This is a genomic window from Pseudomonas sp. MPB03, assembly GCF_046605385.1.
Classification (GTDB): Bacteria; Pseudomonadota; Gammaproteobacteria; order Pseudomonadales; family Pseudomonadaceae; genus Aquipseudomonas; species Aquipseudomonas zanjanensis.
The window spans coordinates 5,251,244-5,271,097 of sequence record NZ_CP176770.1 but is presented as its reverse complement, the minus strand read 5'-3'; the positions used below and the strand labels follow the sequence as shown (position 1 = coordinate 5,271,097).

17 protein-coding genes are annotated in these 19,854 nt (G+C 61.1%); 10 read left to right on the top strand and 7 right to left on the bottom strand.

Translation table 11 applies throughout. The features are described 5' to 3' along the window. Positions 1-99 precede the first annotated feature (99 nt). Positions 100-2,145 carry a methionine--tRNA ligase gene (gene metG, locus ACLH0I_RS22795; RefSeq protein ID WP_411385448.1) on the bottom strand — a complete coding sequence of 682 codons (2,046 nt, stop codon included), beginning with the start codon at positions 2,143-2,145 and terminating at the stop codon, positions 100-102. A gap of 337 nt (positions 2,146-2,482) precedes the next feature. Here metG and apbC point away from each other — a divergent pair, with 337 nt between their 5' ends. Next, positions 2,483-3,577 (top strand): iron-sulfur cluster carrier protein ApbC, encoded by a 1,095-nt coding sequence (gene apbC, locus ACLH0I_RS22790; protein ID WP_411385447.1) that lies wholly within the window; start codon positions 2,483-2,485, stop codon positions 3,575-3,577. Positions 3,578-3,706: 129 nt separating this feature from the next. Here the strand turns inward: apbC and ACLH0I_RS22785 are convergent, their stop codons facing one another. Continuing rightward, positions 3,707-4,465, bottom strand: a complete 759-nt coding sequence (locus ACLH0I_RS22785; protein WP_186706310.1) for an SDR family oxidoreductase — start codon at positions 4,463-4,465, stop codon at positions 3,707-3,709. Between the two features lie 164 nt (positions 4,466-4,629). Between ACLH0I_RS22785 and ACLH0I_RS22780 the strand changes: the two genes are divergently transcribed. The 4 genes from ACLH0I_RS22780 (at position 4,630) to groL (ending at position 8,135) form a co-directional block, all read left to right on the top strand. Next, complete coding sequence (locus tag ACLH0I_RS22780) at positions 4,630-5,361, top strand: HugZ family protein (protein WP_250963907.1); 732 nt, start codon at positions 4,630-4,632, stop codon at positions 5,359-5,361. 66 nt (positions 5,362-5,427) lie between these two features. Continuing rightward, positions 5,428-5,904: an FxsA family protein gene (locus tag ACLH0I_RS22775; protein WP_014339863.1), complete on the top strand. Its 477-nt coding sequence runs from the start codon at positions 5,428-5,430 to the stop codon at positions 5,902-5,904. A gap of 243 nt (positions 5,905-6,147) precedes the next feature. Then, positions 6,148-6,441, top strand: a complete 294-nt coding sequence (locus ACLH0I_RS22770; protein WP_003204913.1) for a co-chaperone GroES — start codon at positions 6,148-6,150, stop codon at positions 6,439-6,441. A gap of 50 nt (positions 6,442-6,491) precedes the next feature. Then, complete coding sequence (gene groL, locus ACLH0I_RS22765) at positions 6,492-8,135, top strand: chaperonin GroEL (protein ID WP_053124505.1); 1,644 nt, start codon at positions 6,492-6,494, stop codon at positions 8,133-8,135. A gap of 194 nt (positions 8,136-8,329) precedes the next feature. Here the strand turns inward: groL and ACLH0I_RS22760 are convergent, their stop codons facing one another. Next, positions 8,330-9,073: a phosphatase PAP2 family protein gene (locus ACLH0I_RS22760; RefSeq protein WP_411385446.1), complete on the bottom strand. Its 744-nt coding sequence runs from the start codon at positions 9,071-9,073 to the stop codon at positions 8,330-8,332. Between the two features lie 310 nt (positions 9,074-9,383). On the opposite strand from ACLH0I_RS22760, the gene colR reads away from it, so the two are divergent. The 5 genes from colR (at position 9,384) to ACLH0I_RS22735 (ending at position 13,062) form a co-directional block, all read left to right on the top strand. Next, positions 9,384-10,067, top strand: a complete 684-nt coding sequence (colR, locus tag ACLH0I_RS22755; protein ID WP_024779529.1) for a two-component system response regulator ColR — start codon at positions 9,384-9,386, stop codon at positions 10,065-10,067. Beyond that, positions 10,057-11,334, top strand: a complete 1,278-nt coding sequence (locus ACLH0I_RS22750) for a sensor histidine kinase (RefSeq protein ID WP_186706307.1) — start codon at positions 10,057-10,059, stop codon at positions 11,332-11,334. Before colR ends, ACLH0I_RS22750 begins: the two co-directional genes overlap by 11 nt. A gap of 114 nt (positions 11,335-11,448) precedes the next feature. Continuing rightward, entirely contained in the window at positions 11,449-12,117 is a 669-nt protein-coding gene (locus ACLH0I_RS22745) for a class I SAM-dependent methyltransferase (RefSeq protein WP_411385445.1), read from the top strand. A gap of 4 nt (positions 12,118-12,121) precedes the next feature. Beyond that, a complete protein-coding gene (locus tag ACLH0I_RS22740) occupies positions 12,122-12,838 on the top strand; it encodes a lipopolysaccharide kinase InaA family protein (RefSeq protein ID WP_250963912.1) in 717 nt (238 codons plus the stop codon). After that, entirely contained in the window at positions 12,835-13,062 is a 228-nt protein-coding gene (locus ACLH0I_RS22735; protein ID WP_186706304.1) for a hypothetical protein, read from the top strand. Before ACLH0I_RS22740 ends, ACLH0I_RS22735 begins: the two co-directional genes overlap by 4 nt. 256 nt (positions 13,063-13,318) lie before the next feature. On the opposite strand, the gene ACLH0I_RS22730 is transcribed toward ACLH0I_RS22735, so the two are convergent. The 4 genes from ACLH0I_RS22730 to ACLH0I_RS22715 form a co-directional block, all read right to left on the bottom strand. Beyond that, positions 13,319-16,345, bottom strand: coding sequence for a multidrug efflux RND transporter permease subunit (locus ACLH0I_RS22730; RefSeq protein WP_411385444.1), 3,027 nt, complete (start codon positions 16,343-16,345; stop codon positions 13,319-13,321). 13 nt (positions 16,346-16,358) lie between these two features. Then, positions 16,359-17,507 carry an efflux RND transporter periplasmic adaptor subunit gene (locus ACLH0I_RS22725; RefSeq protein WP_411385443.1) on the bottom strand — a complete coding sequence of 383 codons (1,149 nt, stop codon included), beginning with the start codon at positions 17,505-17,507 and terminating at the stop codon, positions 16,359-16,361. A 155-nt stretch (positions 17,508-17,662) separates the two neighbouring features. Next, positions 17,663-18,760, bottom strand: coding sequence for a DUF1513 domain-containing protein (locus tag ACLH0I_RS22720; RefSeq protein WP_411385442.1), 1,098 nt, complete (start codon positions 18,758-18,760; stop codon positions 17,663-17,665). A 2-nt stretch (positions 18,761-18,762) separates the two neighbouring features. Next, positions 18,763-19,827: an imelysin family protein gene (locus ACLH0I_RS22715; protein WP_250963916.1), complete on the bottom strand. Its 1,065-nt coding sequence runs from the start codon at positions 19,825-19,827 to the stop codon at positions 18,763-18,765. Positions 19,828-19,854: the final 27 nt, after the last annotated feature.

Below are 19,854 nucleotides of genomic sequence, written 5' to 3'. Positions count from 1 at the left end.
AGATTAGGCATTATCCGGCACGCCGGGCGCGTGGGCCAGATATGAAAATCCCACAGCCACCTGCGCGGCGACTGTGGGATCGGTACAGCGGGCGTAGTATTACTTGATCCGCTGGCCCGGCTTGGCGCCGCTGTCAGGGCTCAACAGGTAGATTTCCTCGCCGCCGGGGCCCGCCGCCATCACCATGCCTTCGGAGATGCCGAAGCGCATTTTGCGCGGCTTGAGGTTGGCGATCATCATCGTCAACCGACCTTCAAGCTTGGCCGGGTCCGGGTAGGCGCTCTTGATGCCGGAGAACACGTTGCGTTGCTCGTCGCCGATGTCCAGGGTCAGGCGCAACAGCTTGTCGGCCCCTTCGACGGCTTCGGCCTTGACGATCAGCGCCACGCGCAGGTCAACGGCGGCGAAGGCATCGAAATCGATTTCCGGCGACAGCGGGTCCTTGGCCAGTTCGCCGTTGCCGGCAGGGGCGCCGGTGTCGGTCTGGCTGGCGGCCAGGTCTTCCTTGGAGGCGTCGATCATGGCTTGGACCTTGGCGGAATCGATACGGGTCATCAACGGCTTGAACTCGTTCAACTGATGGTTGCTCAGCAGGGTCTGGTGGTCGTTCCAGGTCAGCGGCGCAACGTTCAGGAACGCTTCGGCATCGGCGGCCAGCAGCGGCAGCACAGGCTTGAGGAAGATCACCAACTGGCGGAACAGGTTGATGCCCAGGGCGCAGATGGCCTGGACTTCGTCCTGCTTGCCTTCCTGCTTGGCCAGCGACCATGGGGCCTTGTCGGCGATCCAGGCGTTGGCGCGGTCGGCCAGGGCCATGACTTCGCGCATGGCGCGGGCAAAATCGCGGCTCTCGTAGGCTTCGGCGATGCTGGGCGCGGCCGCCAGGAAGGCGTCGGTCAGTTCCGGCGCGGCGTTACCGGCGACCAGGACGCCGGCGTTGCCCTTGTGGATGAAGCCGGCGCAACGGCTGGCAATGTTGACGACCTTGCCCACCAGGTCGGAGTTGACCTTTTGCACGAAGTCTTCGAGGTTCAGGTCCAGGTCATCGACGCCACGGCCGAGCTTGGCGGCGTAGTAGTAGCGCAGGTATTCCGGCGACAAGTGGTCCAGGTAGGTCCGGGCCTTGATGAAGGTACCGCGGGACTTGGACATTTTCTGCCCGTTGACGGTCAGGTAGCCGTGGACATTGATGGCGGTCGGCTTGCGGAAACCGGCACCTTCGAGCATTGCTGGCCAGAACAGCGCATGGAAATTGACGATGTCCTTGCCGATGAAGTGATACACCTCGGCGGTGGAGTCCTTGCCCCAGAACGCGTCGAAGTCCAGCTCCGGCGTGCGGTCGCACAGGTTCTTGAAGCTCGCCATGTAGCCGATGGGCGCATCCAGCCACACGTAGAAATACTTGCCAGGCTCGCCGGGGATTTCGAAGCCGAAGTACGGTGCATCGCGGGAAATGTCCCACTCTTGCAGGCCGGAGTCGAGCCATTCGGCGAGCTTGTTGGCCACCGCGTCGTGCAACGTGCCACTGCGGGTCCAGGTTTGCAGCATCGCCTGGAAATCCGGCAGCTTGAAGAAGAAATGCTGGGAATCCCGGAGCACCGGGGTGGCGCCGGAAATCGCCGACTTCGGGTCTTTCAGGTCGGTCGGTGCGTAGGTGGCGCCGCATTTCTCGCAGTTGTCGCCGTACTGGTCTTCGGTGCCGCATTTCGGGCAGGTGCCCTTGATGAAGCGGTCGGCCAGGAACATGTTCTTTTCCGGGTCGAAATATTGGGTGACAGAACGGGTGGCGATATGCCCGGCGTCACGCAGCTTCAGATAGATCTGGCTCGACAGCTCACGGTTTTCTTCGGCGTGAGTGGAGTGGAAGTTGTCGAAGTCCACCAGGAACTCGGCAAAGTCGGCGCTGTGTTCAGCCTGGACGTTGGCGATCAGCTGTTCCGGGGTGATGCCTTCCTTTTCCGCACGCAGCATGATGGCCGAACCGTGGGCGTCGTCGGCGCAGACATAGATGCACTGGTTGCCGCGATGTTTCTGGAAGCGCGTCCACATATCGGTCTGGATGTATTCCAGCATATGGCCGAGGTGAATCGAACCATTGGCATAGGGCAGGGCGCTGGTGACGAGGATCTTGCGTGGCTCGGACATGGGGCTCGGCTACTTGATGAAACGGAGGTCGGCCACTATAAAGCGCCGGCGGCTTTTTTTCACCCTTCGGGGCTGTTTCGGCGTGCTGCTTGGTTGTGTGGCGAGGGAGCTTGCTCCCGCTGGGTCGGGCCGACGCTTCGGGCGAAGCCGCCCCAAAGCTGTCAGCCGCAGGCATGCAGGCAAACCACGTCTGCCCCATTGCGACTGCTGCGCAGCCGAGCGGGAGCAAGCTCCCTCGCCACAATAGGTGTTCGCCTTGCTGTAATCGGGTCGCCACAAAAGCACGCGCGGCGTAGGATAGCGGCCTGTTTTTCAAGTCTTGCTATTGGAGTTGCCCATGAGCGCCGTCAACCGCGCAGCGGTGGAAACCGTCCTTCGCCAGTACACCGACCCCTACCTGAACCAGGACCCGGTCAGCGCCGGATGCGTGCGCGCCATCGACATCCAGGGCGATCGCGTCAGCGTCCAGCTGGAAATCGGCTACGCCGCCGACCTGTTCAAGAGCGGCTGGGCGCAGATGCTGCAAATGGCGATCGAAGGCCTGGACGGCGTGACTGCCGCGACCGTCCAAGTCACCAGCGTCATCGCTGCGCACAAGGCCCAGGCCCAGGTTCCGGGGTTGGCGAACGTCAAGAACGTGATCGCCGTGGCCTCGGGCAAGGGCGGCGTGGGCAAGTCCACCACCGCCGCCAACCTGGCCCTGGCCCTGGCCCGTGAAGGGGCGAAGGTCGGGATTCTCGACGCGGACATCTACGGTCCGAGCCAGGGCATCATGTTCGGGATCGCCGAGGGCACCCGGCCCCAGGTCAAGGATCAGAAGTGGTTCGTGCCGCTGCAGTCCCATGGCGTGGAAGTCATGTCCATGGCCTTCCTGACCGACGACAACACGCCGATGGTCTGGCGCGGGCCGATGGTGTCCGGTGCCTTGCTGCAACTGGTTACGCAAACCGCGTGGGGCGACCTGGATTACCTGGTGATCGACATGCCGCCGGGCACTGGCGATATCCAACTGACCCTGGCGCAGAAAGTCCCGGTGGCCGGTGCGGTGATCGTCACCACCCCCCAGGACCTGGCCCTGCTGGACGCGCGCAAGGGCGTGGAGATGTTCCGCAAGGTGAACATCCCGGTGCTGGGCGTGGTAGAGAACATGGCCGTGCACATCTGCTCCAACTGCGGCCATGCCGAGCACCTGTTCGGCGAAGGTGGCGGGGAAAAACTGGCGACCCAGTACGGCGTCGAATTGCTGGCTTCGCTGCCGCTGTCGATGGTGATCCGTGAACAGGCCGACGGCGGCAAACCGACGGTCATCGCCGAGCCGGACAGCCAGATCGCCATGGTCTATCAGGAACTGGCCCGCCACGTGGGCGCGCGGATCGTGTTGCAGGAAGCGGCATCGCCGGCGATGCCGAATATCACCGTCAGTGACGATTGAATAGGCCGTAATACAATCCATTGTGGGAGCGGGCTTGCTCGCGAATGCAGTGTGTCATTCAACGGATAAGTTGACTGATCCAGCGCATTCGCGAGCAAGCCCGCTCCCACATTGTGTTATGCGGTGGGTTTAGATCCGCATCCCGCCATCCATCTCCAGGATCCGACCGGTGTAGTAGTCGTTCTCAAAGATATAGGCGGCCGAATGGGCAATTTCCTCGGGTTTTCCCATGCGCTTGAGCGGGATCGCGGAGGTCATTCTTTCCAAGGCTTCGGGCTTCATACCCAGGGTCATCTCGGTTTCGATGAAACCCGGTGCAATGCCCGCCACACGGATGCCGTAGCGTGCCAGCTCCTTGGCCCAGGTCACGGTCGCTGCGGCCACACCGGCCTTGGCAGCCGAGTAGTTGGTCTGGCCGACATTGCCGGCGCGGGAGATCGACGAGATATTGATGATGGCGCCGCTGTTCTTCAGCTCGACCATTTTCGCCGCCACTTCACGGGTGCACAGGAACACACCGGTGAGGTTGACATCGATCACCGCCTGCCACTGGGCCAGGCTCATCTTGGTCATTTCGCCGTCCTTGACCTTGAGCAGCAGGCCGTCGCGCAGGATCCCGGCGTTGTTGATCAAGCCGTGGATCGCGCCGAAGTCCTCGGCCACCCGGGCGACCATGTCGATCACCTGATCTTCATTGGCGACGTTGCACAGGTAGGCACGGGCCTCGACGCCCTTGGCCGCGCAGGCGGCCACCGCCTGGTCGAGTTTTTCCTGGTTGAGGTCCACCAGGGCCAGCTTCGCGCCTTTACCCGCGAAATACTCTGCCATGGAGCGACCCAAGCCCTGGCAACCGCCGGTGATAATGATTACTTTGTCAGTGAGTTGCATTCTCATGTCCAGATGGGGCAGCGGTGGAGGGGACCCTCTGGGCAGCCTCTCGATTCGCGACGGTGTAGCCCGACTGCACACGAGAATCGTCCCCTAGGTGTATCGGAACATTACTCCAGTCGCCTGACCGTTTTCTAGACGGATTTTATAAAAGGAGTCATAAATTGAGCGTTGAAGCTGCCAAGCATGCCCGGGAACTGCTGCTCAAGGAATACCGTGGAATGCTCTCCACGCATTCCAAATCCATGCCCGGTTTTCCGTTCGGCTCCGTCGTGCCCTATTGCCTGGACGCAGAAGGCCGGCCGCTGATCCTGATCAGCCGCATTGCCCAGCACACGCACAACCTGCAAAAAGACCCCAAGTGTTCGATGCTGGTGGGCGAGCGCGGTGCCGAGGATGTGCAGGCCGTCGGGCGCCTGACTTACCTGGCAGAGGCCCGGAAGCTTGAAGACAGTGCCGCCATCGAGGCGGCCGCCGAGCGTTATTACCGCTATTTCCCTGACTCGCAGAACTACCACAAGGCCCACGATTTCGATTTCTGGGTACTCGACCCGGTGCGCCATCGCTACATCGGCGGCTTCGGCGCCATTCACTGGATCGACTCTCTCACCCTGGCCAATCCCTTCGCCGGCAAGGCCGAAGCCAGCATGATCGAGCACATGAACGCCGATCACGCCAAGGCCATTGCCCATTACGTGGAGCTGGCCGGCCTGCCGAAAAGCGAACCGGCGCAACTGGTGGGCATCGACAGCGAAGGCATGCACCTGCGTATCGGGCAGGGCTTGCACTGGCTGGCGTTTCCAACACCTTGCAACACGCCGACACAAGTACGCGAAGCCTTGGTTTACCTGGCTCACGCCGAGCAATGGCCAAAAAATGCCGAGGCCGACGCTTGAATTCACGAAAGGTCGACGTCATTTAGGTTTTCATAGCAAGGCATTCTTGCGTAGAGGAACCCTTTGATGCGCCCTTTTTTGTTGCTCTTTCTGCTGTTCCCGGTGTTGGAGCTGTTCGTATTCGTCAAGGTCAGCGGTGCGATCGGGTTTTTCCCGGCGCTGCTGCTGGTCATTCTCGGCTCGATGCTCGGCGTGTTCGTGCTGCGCATTGCCGGTCTCGCCACGGCGCTGCGTGCCCGTGAAAGCCTGAACCGTGGCGAGCTGCCCGCCCAGACCATGCTCGAAGGCCTGATGCTGGCCCTGGGCGGGGGCCTGTTGATCCTGCCAGGCTTCATCAGCGACGTGCTGGGCCTGGTCATGCTGTTGCCGTTCACCCGTCGGTTGCTGGCCAATAAGATGCGTCAGCGCGCCGAGGAGCAGGCGATGCGCCAACGGGCCTTCGCCGATGACCTCCAGCCCCGCGGCGGGCCGGCTCCGCGCGAGCCCGTGGGCCGTGAGCCCAACGTGATCGAAGGCGAATTCGAACACCGGGATTCCAAGTAAAACTTTCTCCACGGCGCCTTCGGGCGCCGTGTTCGTTTTGGCTGCGTAAGTAAAAAATTTTCTGCTTGCGCCCTTGTAATCCACTTGTACGCCCTTATGTAACGGTCACCGCAAGGTTTCCGGTGGCGACACCGGACAGACTTCCGCGGTTCGACTGACGAACCGCAACCGGCTCTGCCGGCTTTGTTAAACCCGCCGGGACTACACCGGCCGATGAAAACCAAAAATTAGGAGAGATCGACAATGAAGCTTCGTCCTCTGCATGACCGCGTCGTCATCCGTCGCAGCGAAGAAGAGAAGAAAACCGCTGGCGGTATCGTCCTGCCAGGTTCGGCTGCTGAAAAAGCCAACCACGGTGAAGTTCTCGCTGTAGGTCCAGGCAAGGCACTGGAAAACGGTGAAGTACGTGCGCTGGCCGTGAAAGTGGGTGACAAGGTTGTGTTCGGCCCTTACTCCGGCAGCAACACAGTGAAAGTCGACGGCGAAGACCTGCTGGTAATGAGCGAGAACGAAATCCTCGCTGTTCTCGAAGGCTGATTCCCCCGCCCATTTTCCCGTTACTACAAAGTATTTAAGGAATATCGATCATGGCTGCTAAAGAAGTTAAATTCGGCGATTCCGCCCGCAAGAAAATGCTCGCCGGTGTCAACGTCCTGGCTGACGCAGTAAAAGCGACCCTGGGCCCGAAAGGCCGTAACGTGATCATCGAGAAGAGCTTCGGCGCTCCGACCATCACCAAGGACGGCGTTTCCGTAGCCAAAGAAATCGAACTGAAAGACCGTTTCGAAAACATGGGCGCGCAACTGGTCAAGGACGTTGCCTCCCGTGCCAACGACGACGCCGGTGACGGCACCACCACCGCGACCGTACTGGCTCAGTCGATCGTCAACGAAGGCCTGAAAGCCGTCGCTGCCGGCATGAACCCGATGGACCTCAAGCGCGGCATCGACAAGGCGACCATCGCCATTGTCAAAGAGCTCAAAGCCCTGTCCAAGCCATGCGCTGACACCAAGGCGATCGCTCAGGTCGGCACCATCTCCGCCAACTCCGACAACTCCATCGGCGACATCATTGCCGAAGCCATGGAAAAAGTCGGCAAGGAAGGCGTGATCACCGTTGAAGAAGGCTCGGGCCTGGAAAACGAACTGTCGGTCGTAGAAGGCATGCAGTTCGACCGTGGCTACCTGTCCCCGTACTTCGTCAACAAGCCGGACACCATGACCGCCGAGCTCGACGGCCCGCTGATCCTGCTGGTGGACAAGAAGATCTCCAACATCCGCGAAATGCTGCCAGTGCTGGAAGCCGTTGCCAAAGCCGGCCGCCCACTGCTGATCGTGGCTGAAGACGTCGAAGGCGAAGCCCTGGCGACCCTGGTCGTGAACAACATGCGCGGTATCGTTAAAGTCGCAGCCGTCAAGGCGCCAGGCTTCGGCGATCGTCGCAAAGCCATGCTGCAGGACATCGCCGTACTGACCGGCGGTACCGTTATCTCCGAAGAGATCGGCCTGAGCCTGGAAAGCACCACCCTGGAGCACCTGGGTAACGCCAAGCGCGTGATCCTGTCCAAGGAAAACACCACCGTGATCGACGGTGCCGGCGTCGAGGCTGACATCCAGGCTCGCGTGACCCAGATCCGCGCCCAAGTGGCCGAGACTTCGTCCGACTACGACCGTGAAAAACTGCAAGAGCGTCTGGCCAAGCTGTCCGGCGGCGTTGCGGTCATCAAGGTTGGTGCCGGTTCCGAAGTTGAAATGAAAGAGAAGAAAGCCCGCGTTGAAGACGCCCTGCACGCGACCCGCGCAGCCGTCGAAGAAGGCGTGGTACCTGGCGGTGGCGTGGCACTGGTTCGCGCTCTGCAGGCTATCTCCGAGCTCAAAGGCGACAACGACGACCAGAACGTGGGCATCCAGTTGCTGCGTCGCGCTGTAGAAGCGCCGCTGCGCCAGATCGTTGCCAACTCCGGCGACGAGCCAAGCGTTGTGGTCGACAAGGTCAAGCAGGGTTCGGGTAACTACGGTTACAACGCTGCCACCGGCGAATACGGCGACATGATCGAAATGGGTATCCTGGACCCAGCCAAAGTGACTCGTTCGGCTCTGCAAGCGGCTTCGTCGATTGCCAGCCTGATGATCACCACCGAGGCGATGATCGCTGAAATCAAGGAAGACGCTCCAGCTGGCGGCGGTATGCCAGACATGGGCGGCATGGGTGGCATGGGCGGCATGATGTAAGCCAGCCTTACTCCTGTAGCGAAAAACCCCGCCTGCGAAAGCCGGCGGGGTTTTTTATTGCCTTGGATTCATGAAGCAACAGACCATTCCCTGTGGGAGCAAGCTTGCTCGCGATAGCGGAGTATCAGTCGATACTTGATTGACTGACCCACCGCCATCGCGAGCAAGCTCGCTCCCACAGGGTTACTCGATGCTCAGGCGTTGGCGGGTTGGCTCAGCGCGACGCGATCAGCCATGGCAGCCGGTCGGTACAGGATGTAGTAGTAACACCCCAGGCAAATCAGCCAACAGAACACCGCTGTCCACACGTTGTGGGAAAAGAAATGCGCCCCTTGCATCATCCGCCCCAGGGAGAACACCGTGCCCAGGGTGAAGGTGAGCACCAAGGCCTGGCGGGCCAGGCGCGGGCGGCGATCGCGCAGGACGAAGAACAGCGCAAACAACGTGAACCCGGTGGCGGCGTGACCGCCGGGCCAGCATCGACCGGGTTTGTCCGTGGCCGGGCGTGGGCTGAGCAGCTCACTGTAGGTCTCCTTGCCGCCGAACTCTTTCAGGCTCCAGGGGCATTGCACCGCCGTCACCGCTTTCATCGGCGTGACGAAGGACGTCGCCAGTGCCAGGGACAGCACCAGGCAGCCCAGTTCCCGCTTGAAGGGTTTGAGCCGGGTGATGAAAAACGTACCGATGAACCCCAGGACCGCCAGCAGGGAGAACGCGATCACTACCTCCTTGGCTCGATCGTGCAGGATATCCTCGAGGAAAAAACTGTGCCGACCGATAAACCCACCCGCCATCGGGTCGTAAAACAACTTGGCGAGGTCCATGTCCAGGGTGGTCAGTTCCAGCAACACCAGGATGGCTGCGACGACGGCAGGCAGGCCCAGGGCGACCCATAAATTCAACGGCCTGGATGCGGGGCGGATGGCGGTGGGAACCATGGCAGTACCTTTGGGAGTTTTCGTTTTCAGCGTGTCGCGCAGTCTGGTCCGTGTTGCGTTCGGGCGGTGTGAAGGTTGGGTGAAAAACTCGTCAATGACCGCTCAGTCTTGCTCTTGGGTGCACTTGATCTTTGTGGGAGCGAGCTCGCTCGCGATAGCGGTGGGTCAGCCCCATCAATATTGGATGTTCCGACGCTATCGCGAGCAAGCTCGCTCCCACAGGGAGGCGTGACAACCCTAGCCGTGAGCCACGCTTGGCCGTAAGCTGCGCGGGCCAAGCCAGCCGTTAACCGTGCACGCAGAGGTGCCCATGCGAATTCTATTGGTCGAAGACAACCGCGACATCCTGGCCAACCTGGCCGATTACCTGGGGCTCAAGGGCTACACCGTCGATTGTGCCCAGGACGGTTTGTCGGGGTTGCACCTGGCGGCGACCGAACACTACGACCTGATCGTGCTCGACATCATGCTGCCGGGCATCGATGGCTACACCTTGTGCAAGCGCCTGCGCGAGGACGCCCGGCGCGATACGCCGGTGATCATGCTCACTGCCCGGGATCAGTTGGACGATCGCCTGCAGGGCTTCAAGTCCGGCGCCGATGACTACCTGATCAAACCGTTCGCCTTGTCGGAACTGGCGGCGCGGATCGAAGCCGTCATGCGTCGCGCCCAGGGTGGTGGCCGGCGGGCCTTGCAGGTCGGCGACCTGAGCTACGACCTCGATACCCTTGAAGTGACGCGCGAAGGCAAGCTACTCAAGCTCAACCCCGTGGGCCTGAAACTCTTGGCAGTGCTTATGCAAAAAAGCCCCCACGTGTTGCGCCGCGAAATCCTCGAAGAAGCGTTGTGGGGCGACGATTGCCCAGACAGCGACAGCTTGCGCAGCCACGTCCATCAACTGCGCCAAGTGATCGACAAACCGTTCGAAAAACCGCTGCTGCACACCGTGCACGGCGTCGGCTATCGCCTGGCCGAGGGCCGCGATGGAGTTTAAGCAGAGCCTTGCCCAACGGATCATCATAGCGTTTGCGCTGATGAGCGCATTGGTAGCCGGCGCGTTCGCCATGGGCATCGTGGCGACGGTTCACTTGGTCGAAGAAAAGCTAATTTCCGCCGGGCTGGGTGGCGACCTGCAACGCCTGTTGCTGATGGACAGCGTCTCGGACTGGAACCATCGGCCGGAACCCGACCAACTGTTCTATTTCAGCGGCGGTCCAGGGGACTTCGAATTACCCAGGGACCTGCGCCATCTGGAGCGTGGTTTCCACGAAGTGTTTCGCGAGCAATTGTCCTATCACGCCATGGTCGAGATCGTGGATGGTCGGCACTACGTATTGCTGCAAGACCAGAGCGATTTCGAGGAACGCGAGCGGGTGCTGTTTGCCGTGGTCCTGGTGGGTTTCGTGCTCAGCCTGGCGCTGGCGGTATTTTTGGGGTGGGTCCTGGCACGCCGGGTGATGGCACCTGTGGTTCGCCTGGCCCGGCAAGTGCGCCATCGCGACCAACTCCTCGGTCTCGCTCCGCCGCTGGCCCCGGATTATGCCGCCGATGAGGTGGGTGAGCTGGCCGTGGCGTTCGATGCCACACTGGGACGCTTGCGCCAGGCCCTGACCCGCGAGCGCTTGTTTACCAGCGACGTCAGCCACGAATTGCGTACGCCGCTGATGGTTTTGGCGACGTCCTGTGAACTGCTGCTGGAAAACCCGGCGCTGGACCCGCGCGGTCGTACCCAGGTCGAGCGCATCAGCCGGGCCAGCGAAGAGATGCGCGAACTGGTGCAAACCTTCCTGATGCTCGCCAGGTCCGAACGCGAAGACAACGGCATGTCGCCTCGTCTGACCCTGGGGCAGGTGGCCGAGAACCTCCTCGGCGTATGGCGCGCGCCCATCGAATCCAAGGGCCTGACGCTGATCTTCGAACCCGGGCAAACCGTCGACACCCTGTATAACGCCACGTTCCTGACGGCGGTGATGGGCAACCTGCTGCGTAATGCCCTGCACTACACCGACCAGGGGTTCATCCGTCTTTCGCTGACCAGCACCGGATTCATGGTCGAGGACAGCGGTGTGGGTATTCCCGAGGAAAAACGCGAGGCGATGTTCGAGCCTTTCGTGCGTGGTAACGAAAAGCGCGGCGAAGGCCTGGGGCTGGGGTTATCCCTGGTGCAGCGCATTTGCGAGAACCGAGGCTGGACAGTCAGTCTCAGTACGATGGAACCCAACGGTTGCCATTTCGAAGTGGAATTGAATCCAAAGGGCTAAGCGACTGTGTTGAAAAGTCTTGTAAACATTGGAAGCTTTACCTGACTTTATTTTCACAAGGACATGACATCCCGATTCATAAGGTGGGGCCGATCAGTCATCGAGGCCCCGCCAATGTCCAAGCCCATCAAGTTGGCTTTTTCCGAAAAGTACAACGAGCAGCACGCCAGGGAATATTTTCATAAACATCGCACAGGTTTGAGTCGTCGTCTTTCCAATCAGCGAGACCAGCAATTGGCCCGGCGCGCTTTGACACTTGTCGGCGACCCCGGTCTCATCCTCGACTTGCCGTGCGGTGCCGGGCGTTTCTGGCCCTTGTTGGCGGAAAAACCGAACCGGATCATCATCGGCGCGGACAATTCCGAAGCCATGCTCAATACCGCATTGGACGCTCAACCGAGCGACGTCGTAAAACGGGTACGACCTTTGCACACTTCTGCGTTCGACATCGCCTTGCCTGATAACGCCGTCGATAGCATTTTTTGCATGCGCTTGCTGCACCACATCGGTGAACCCGCGCATCGATTGGCAATCCTGAAGGAATTCGAGCGTGTCAGCCGTGACAGCGTGATCGTTTCATTGTGGGTCGATGGCAATTTCAAGGCCTGGAAACGCAAGCGCCTGGAACGCACCCGTGGGCAGAAAGACTACCAGAATCGATTTGTGTTACCGACGGATACAGCAGAGAAGGAGTTTCGGCAGGCTGCGTTTCGCATTCAGGAACGGCTGGATTTCCTACCGCTTTATGCCATGTGGCGAGTCTATGTATTACGCAAGGGGTAACAGCATGGTTGTGCAGGCCGTAGAGACACCTGGCATTTCCCGCAGCAGCTTCGAACACTTCTGGAACCAGCAAGGCGAGTGGGTGGAAGAACCCAATGTGCGGCGTGGTGGTGAAAGCGGCGTGCAGCGGATCAGCAGCAACGATGGCGAGCTGTTGTATGCCAAGCGTCAAATCGGCCATATTTATCGCAGTTGGTTGTACCCGCTCGGTCGTCCGACCGTGCTGCGAGAGCAGGACGCGTTGCTGGCCTTGAGCCGCCTGGATGTCCGTGTGCCCGAGCTGATTTTTTGCGGCGCCCAGCGCGACCCGGCCTGCAAGTGGCGGGCGCTGCTGGTGACCCATGCCTTGGAAGGTTTCGAGCAGATCATGCACTGGTACGCCGGAGGCGGACGTGAGCGCCATGGCGAAGCGGTGCATGACCAGATCCTCCAGGGCCTGGCTGAGAACCTGGCCCGTATGCACAAGGGCCGCTGGCAACATGGCTGCCTCTACATCAAGCATGTCTTTGTACGTGTGACAGGCGAGGGCGAAGCGGCGAAGGCTGAAGTCGCCCTGCTGGATCTGGAAAAATCTCGCCAGCGCCTGACCGCCCGGCAGGCGGCCTTCCATGACCTGAGGCAACTGCGGCGCCATTCGTCGTTCAGCGATGCTGACTGGAAAAAAGTCGTCTATTTTTATGAGGCGGCGTTTGGCAGCGCTATCAAAGGTTTATGGCAATGAAACTCGAAATTGCTAGAGGTTTGTTTTTAGTAGGAGCCTTGGGAGTTGCATCGATGGCGGTGGCGGTATGGGAACAGCCACGCTCGCAGGTCCTCAGCGTTTCGAATGCTGGTACACATTGTCCTTTGCCACGGGTGGCAAAGGCCAGCGAGGCGATCCAACCGGACAATGACCTGCTGCTGTTCATGTTCAGCCTGTCCCAAGGGATGAGGCCGCAGAGTTGAAAGCCCCGAAACCAGGATAAAGGCCTCCCTTGTGTGAGGCCTTTATTTTTTTGTTTTTCCAATGCCACCACAAACCTTCAGCCAAACACACAACCCGTGGCGAGGGAGCTTGCTCCCGCTGGACCGCGAAGCGGTCCCCATCGGTTTTCATGACCAGGCAGGCGTTCGTGCATGACGACTGCTTCGCAGCCGAGCGGGAGCAAGCTCCCTCGCCACAAAAACATCCCGTATCCGCGTGAGTTTGCTTGAACAGTCCTCAGGCTTTGTCTGGCTTGGCCAGCAGCGTGTAGATGCAAGGCAAGACGAACAGCGTGAACAAGGTCCCAATCGACATGCCGGTGGCGATTACCATGCCGATGTCGAAGCGGCTTACTGCCCCGGCGCCTGTGGCGAAAATGAGCGGTACCATGCCGAACACCATCGCCGCAGTGGTCATTAGCACCGGCCGCAGGCGAATCGACGCGGCTTGTTCTATGGCTTCTCGCGGCGTCAGATGTTGTTCCCTGCGCAGTTGGTTGGCGAACTCGACGATCAGGATCCCGTGTTTGCTGATCAGCCCGATCAGCGTCACCAGGCCTACCTGGGTGTAGATATTCATGCTCGACCAACCGAGGAACAGCGGAATCAGGGCACCGCAAATGGACAACGGTACAGTCACCAGGATCACCAGTGGGTCGCGGAAGCTTTCGAACTGCGCGGCCAACACCAGGAAGATAATCGCCAGGGCCAGGGCAAAGGTTACCCACAACGCGCTGCCTTCCTGTACGAATTGGCGCGAAGCCCCTGCGTAATCAAAGGCGAACCCCACCGGCGCTTCTTCTCGGGCGATCTGGCGGATGGTCTCGATGGCCTCGCCCATGCTCACGATGGGGAAGCCTGAAATCGTCACCGCATTGAGCTGCTGGAACTGGTTCAGCTGTCGCGGTCGCGCCCGGTCGCTGACCTTGATCAGGGTCGACAGCGGTAGCGATTCACCCTGGGCATTTTTCACGTAATAGCTGTTCAACCAGTCCGGGTTGTCCCGGAACGGCCGTTCGACTTGGGCAATGACTTTGTAGCTGCGGCCCTCGAGGGTGAAGCGGTTGATCTCGGATTCGCCCAGCAGTGTCGCCAAGGTGCCGCCCAAGTCCTCCATGGATACGCCCATCTGGGCAGCCTTGGCGCGATCGATATCCACCACGACTTCTGGCTTGTCGAACGCCAGGTCAATGTCCATGAAAGCGAACTTGCCGGATTCCAATGCGCGCTTTTTGACCCGGTCGGCAACCTCCAGCAACGTTGCATAGTCTTTCGGGGAGTTGATGACGAACGCGAACGGCAAGCCTTCGCCAGTGCCCGGCAGCGAGGGCAGGTTGAAACCGAAGATCTGCAGGCCAGGCACGCTTTCCAGCCTGGCCTGGACCTCTGGCAGGATTTCCATCTGGGTGCGGCTGCGTTCGTTCCAAGGCTTGAGCAGGAAGCCGCCGATGCCCGACTGCACACCGTCATAACCATTGATCTGGAACGAGGAGTAATACTCCGGGAACTCCTTGAAGAGGGTGATGAAGTGATCGGTATACGTGTTCAGGTAGTCGAGGTTGGTGGGCTGCGGGGCGTTGGCCATCATGAAGATAATGCCCTGGTCCTCGTCGGGGGCCAGTTCGGACTTGCTGAACATGATCAGCACCGGGATCAGCAACAGCACGATCGCCGCGAACACCAGCACCACCGGCCGGGTATTGAGCGTGCCATGGAGCATGCGCTGGTAACGGCTCTTCAAGCGTTCGAAAACCATGTCCAGCCGATGGGCGAGCCCCGAGGGGTTCTCGTCGTGGCGCAGGAGCAGGGCGCACATCATCGGCGACAGGGTCAGGGCGACGATCCCGGAGATCACCACCGCCCCGGCCAGGGTCAAGGCAAATTCCTTGAACAAGGCGCCCGTCAGGCCCTCGAGCAGGCCGATCGGTGCATACACCGCCGCCAGGGTGATGGTCATCGAGACCACCGGCATGGCGATTTCCCGGGCACCTTCTATCGCAGCGTCGAACGGGGTCTTGCCTTCCTCGATGTGCCGGTGGATGTTCTCCACCACCACGATGGCATCGTCCACCACCAGGCCGATGGCGAGTACCATGGCCAGCAGCGTCAGGAGGTTCATCGAATAGCCCATCAACTGCATGAAGAACATCACGCCGATCATCGATAAGGGGATGGTTACCACCGGGATGACCACCGAGCGCAAGGCGCCGAGGAACAGGAACACCACGACGATGACGATCAGTACTGCCTCGAACAGGGTTTTCACCACCTCGTCGATGGACGCCTGGATGAACAGGGTGGCGTCGTAGGCGATCTCGGCCTTGAGATTGGTCGGGAGCTGGGCCTCCATCTCCGGCATGATCTTGCGCACTTCCTTGATCACATCCAGCGGGTTCGCACCCGGCGTGGCCTTGATCCCGATGTACACCGAGGGCGTGCCGCCAAAGGAACTGATGCTGTCGTAGTTCTCTGCGCCCATTTCCACACGGGCGACGTCCCGCAACAATACGCGGCTGTCGCCCTCGGTCTTGAGCGGGATCGCGGCGAAGTCCTCGGCGGACTTGAGTTCGGTGTTGGCGTTGATGCTGGTGACGACGTATTCGCCTTTCACTTCACCGGCGGCGGAGAGGAAGTTGTGCTGGCGCACGGCATTGGTCACGTCGGCGGCGGTCAAGCCGAAGCCTGCGAGCTTGATCGGGTCCAGCCACAGGCGCATGGCGAAGACCTGGTTGCCGAGGATCTCCGCCTCGGCCATGCCGGGCAGTGTCGCCAGCTTGGGCTGGATCACCCGGGACAGGTAGTCGGTGATCTGCGGGTTGTTCAGTTCCTTGCTGAAAAAGCTGATGTACATCAGTGCCGAGGCATCGGCGGCCTCGCGGCTAAGGACCGGGTCCTCGGCGTCCTGGGGCAGTTGGTTCTTGACCTCGTTGGCCTTGGCCAGCAGTTCGGTGAAGAGCCGGTCGCTGTTGGAACCGATGCGGGCATAGACCGAGATCACCGAGAAATTCTGGCGACTGACCGAGGTCATGTAGTCGATGCCCTCGGCACTGGCCAGGCTCTGTTGCATCGGTTGGGTGATGTAGCCCTGGATGGTCTCGGCGTTGGCCCCGGGGTAGGCGGTGGTCACCGTGATCAGGGCGTTTTCCATTTGTGGATACTGACGCAGGGGCAGCTTGCTCCAGGCCTGGAAGCCCAGCAGCACGATCAACAGGCTGACCACGGTGGCAAGCACCGGGCGGCGGATGAACGGATCGGTAAAAGCCATGGGGGTTCCTTGATCAGTCCGCGCGCGGCGGGCTGTTCTGTTCGGTCAGGGTCTTGTCGTCGCTGATGGCGATCGGCGTACCGTTATCGAGCTTGAGCTGGCCGGCGATCACGACTTGTTCGCCGCTCTGCACGCCTTTGGACACCAGTACCTGCCCGTCGCGTCGCTCACCGGTTTCAACGAAACGCCGTTCGGCGATCAGGACCGGCTGGCCCTTGTCGTCTTTCTCGACGGTGCCGTCGGCGGCTTTCTTTTGCGTCACCACGTACATGGAATTGCCGTAGAGGGTGTAGGTCACGGCACTTTCCGGGACGACGATCCCGGCGGAGACATCCGGCAGGATCACCTGCAGGTTGGCGAACATGCCGGGCAGCAATTTGCCGTCGGGGTTGGCCAGGGTGGCGCGCACCAGGACGTTGCGGGTGCTGTCCTCGACCTTGGGGTTGATCGCGCTGATGGTGCCGACGAAGGTCTGCCCGGGGTAGGCCGAGACGCTGACATTGACCGGCTGTGCCACGGCGAGCCGGGGCACGCTTTGCTCAGGGACGTAGAAGTCCACGTACAGGCTGCTGAGGTCCTGCAGGGTGGCGATCACCGTGCCACTGGCCAGGTAGTCGCCGACATCCACCTGGCGAATGCCGATGGTGCCGCTGAACGGCGCCAGGATGTGTTTCTTGGCCAGCGAAGCCTTGAGCTGGTTGACCGTGGCCTGGTTCTTCTTCAGTTGCGCCGAAAGCCGGTCGAATTCGCCCTTGGAGATCGCCTGGCTGCCCACCAACTGTCGGCCACGACCAAAATCCAGTTGCGACAGGCCAAGATCGGCCTCGGCGGTTTCCAGCAGGGCGCTTTCGACTTCGCTGTCCAGTTGCAGGAGCGGCTGGCCGGCCTTGACCTTCTGCCCGGACTGGAATTGAACCTTCTGCACGGTCCCGGCGATTTCCAGGCTCAGGTCCACGCCTTGCAGCGCCTTGAGACTGCCAACGGTGGGTAGGCGGGCCTGCCAGGGTTGCTGGGCCGCTGTGGCCACTGCGACACTGACCGGTGGTTTGGGGGCAGAAAACGTCTGGATCTGCTGGTAAACGGAGAAGGCCTTGTAGCCGGCGAGCAACAGCACCACCAGCAGCACAACACCCAACATGATCAGCATGCGGCGTCGCAGCATGTTCCACTTCCTTGGAAAGAGCCGAGAGAAAATACAGATAGGCCGGCACATTACTCTGAGTGTGCGGGCTATTCCAGATGCTGGCGGGACGGTGGAGCGTGGGACTTTTCCGAAAAACCGAGGCGCTCGGCGCCGATCGGCTTCGCTCCCCGGCGTCAGACCAGATGCAAATGGTTGTCCCAGAGCCCCGCCGGCAGATCCAGTGGTTTTGCAACCAGTTGTGTCTGCCGACAATCGTAATAGCGACAACGGCCTTGGCCCGACGTCACGACAAAACCGTCGGCCACCGCGCCCACGCCAGCACAGTCCGGCAGGGGCGCATCCAGGCGGACTTCGCCGCTGTCCAGGTCCCAGATGAAAAAGCGGTTGCCGCGGGGGGCGGTCAGGGCCACCAGGCGCAAGTCGCTGTGTACGGCAACGCTGGCGGTGTAGTGCCCCATGGCCTGCAATTGCTCTGCGGGGACCGGGAATGCCTGGAACGGTTGTCCTGGCCGTTTGATCGCCACCAGTTCCGACGATTCGTGGGCTGCGCCCATGAACTGCTGGCCGGAGACGATGGTGCCGTCGCTGGCGATGCCCAGGTGGCGCACGCTGTTCATCGATTGGGCGAGGGTTTCCTTGCTCAGCAGGGTGCCATCGCGTTGCATCAGCACCAGGCTCGGCTCCATGGCGTCGAGGTTCATTTCGACCCGGCTTTCGGCCTCGGTGCGAATGCCGCCGTTGGCGACCACCAGCGTCTCGCCATCGGGCATCCACGACACCTGGTGAGGACCGATGCCATGGGTGGGAATCTCGCCGCTGTGCACCAGTCGCTCGCCGTCGAAACGGTACACGCCCAACAGGCCGCGTCCCGGATCGGTGGTGTCGTTCTCGGTGGCATACAGCCATTCGCCGCTTTTATGGATGACCGCGTGGCCGTAGAAGTGCCGGTTCGGCAACGAGGCGATGGTTTGCAGCAGCGCCCCGTCGCGCAGGTCGATCAGGTAGCTTTCGGTGCCCGGGCGACGGGCGACGAACAGCGCAATCGGCTGCGTCGGATGGTTGATGATGTCATGGCAGCGCTGGCCGACCTGGGTGGCAAACACCCGCGTGCCGTCCAGTCGATAGCCGACGGCATAGTGCTTGCCGTCGCCATCGTCCCGTGCCGAAAGCAAGAGTGGGTGCTTGTCCTTTTGCTTGAACAGCGTCCAGCCGCCCAGGGTGACGGCGCCGAGCAGCAAGCTGCCCAGTGCCAGGACCTGACGTCGAAACATGATCAGTCACCGTCGTTGGCATTGAAGCCCAGTTGAATGCCCAGCGCCTTGGCCAGTTCGCCTTCATGCAGGCGATGGACGACGTTGAGGCTGTCGTACAAATCGTTGAGTTGCTGGCGCCCGGCATCGTCGCCGAGCATTTCGGTCAGCGAGCGCTGGCTGCTGGCGAACAGTTTCAACGAGGCATCGTAGGCGGCGTCGATCTTGTCCGCCAATGGCTTCTGGTCGCTCGGCAGCAGGCCGCGCAGGCCCTTGTTGTCCACGCCGACCCAGACGGTCCTGGCCGCGCCCAGGCTGGCTTCCAACCCTTGCAGCGACGACTGGCTGCGCCAGGCATCGGCCTGGAATGGCTGAGGTACGCCTTTGCTCTGGCGGCCCATCGGCGTGCCGAGTTTTTTCTTCAAAGTATCCAGGGCAGTGACCTGCACACGGAGCAGGTCGGCGATGGCCTCGTGGGAATCGGCGTAGCGCTGGTTGGGAAACTTGCTCATCTGGGCGAGCATGCCGTCGTTGCTGTTCCAGCCCGACAGGATCTCTTCGGCCAGCTGTTTCTGGCGTTCGCCAATGGCGATGAGCAGCGGGCAGTACTTGGCTTTCTGTGCGCTGTCGGCCATGTCGATTTTCGCGTCGAACAGCAGGTATTCGTAGGCCGACAGCCCTTGCACGACCACGCTGGACTTGGCCAGGCCGGCGGCGTCGATCTGTGGCTGGCTGTTGACCAATTGCTCGACCTGACGACCCACCAGGTTTTTCTTGTCCGGCCAGAATTGCACCTGCCAGGCGCGGTTGCCCTCGGCCAGCGGCCCGATCAGCAGCGGTTGCAACTCGGCCCAGGCTTTTTGCGCCTTGAGGAAGTCGGCGCGGGCGGTCTCCAGGTTTTCTTTACCTTGGCAGAACGCCAGGGCGCTGGTCGCCAGTTGCCGGTCGGCCTCGACCCAGCGGCTGTAGGTCGGCAGGATCACTTGCTTGGCGATGGCGGCCGAAGTGACGGCTTGCGGATCCTGGGGCGAGCAGGCGCCGAGGGCGAGGGCGGCGAGGCTGGTGAACAACAATTTGGGACGGAACATGTCAGGCTCCCATTTCTGGAAAAGGCA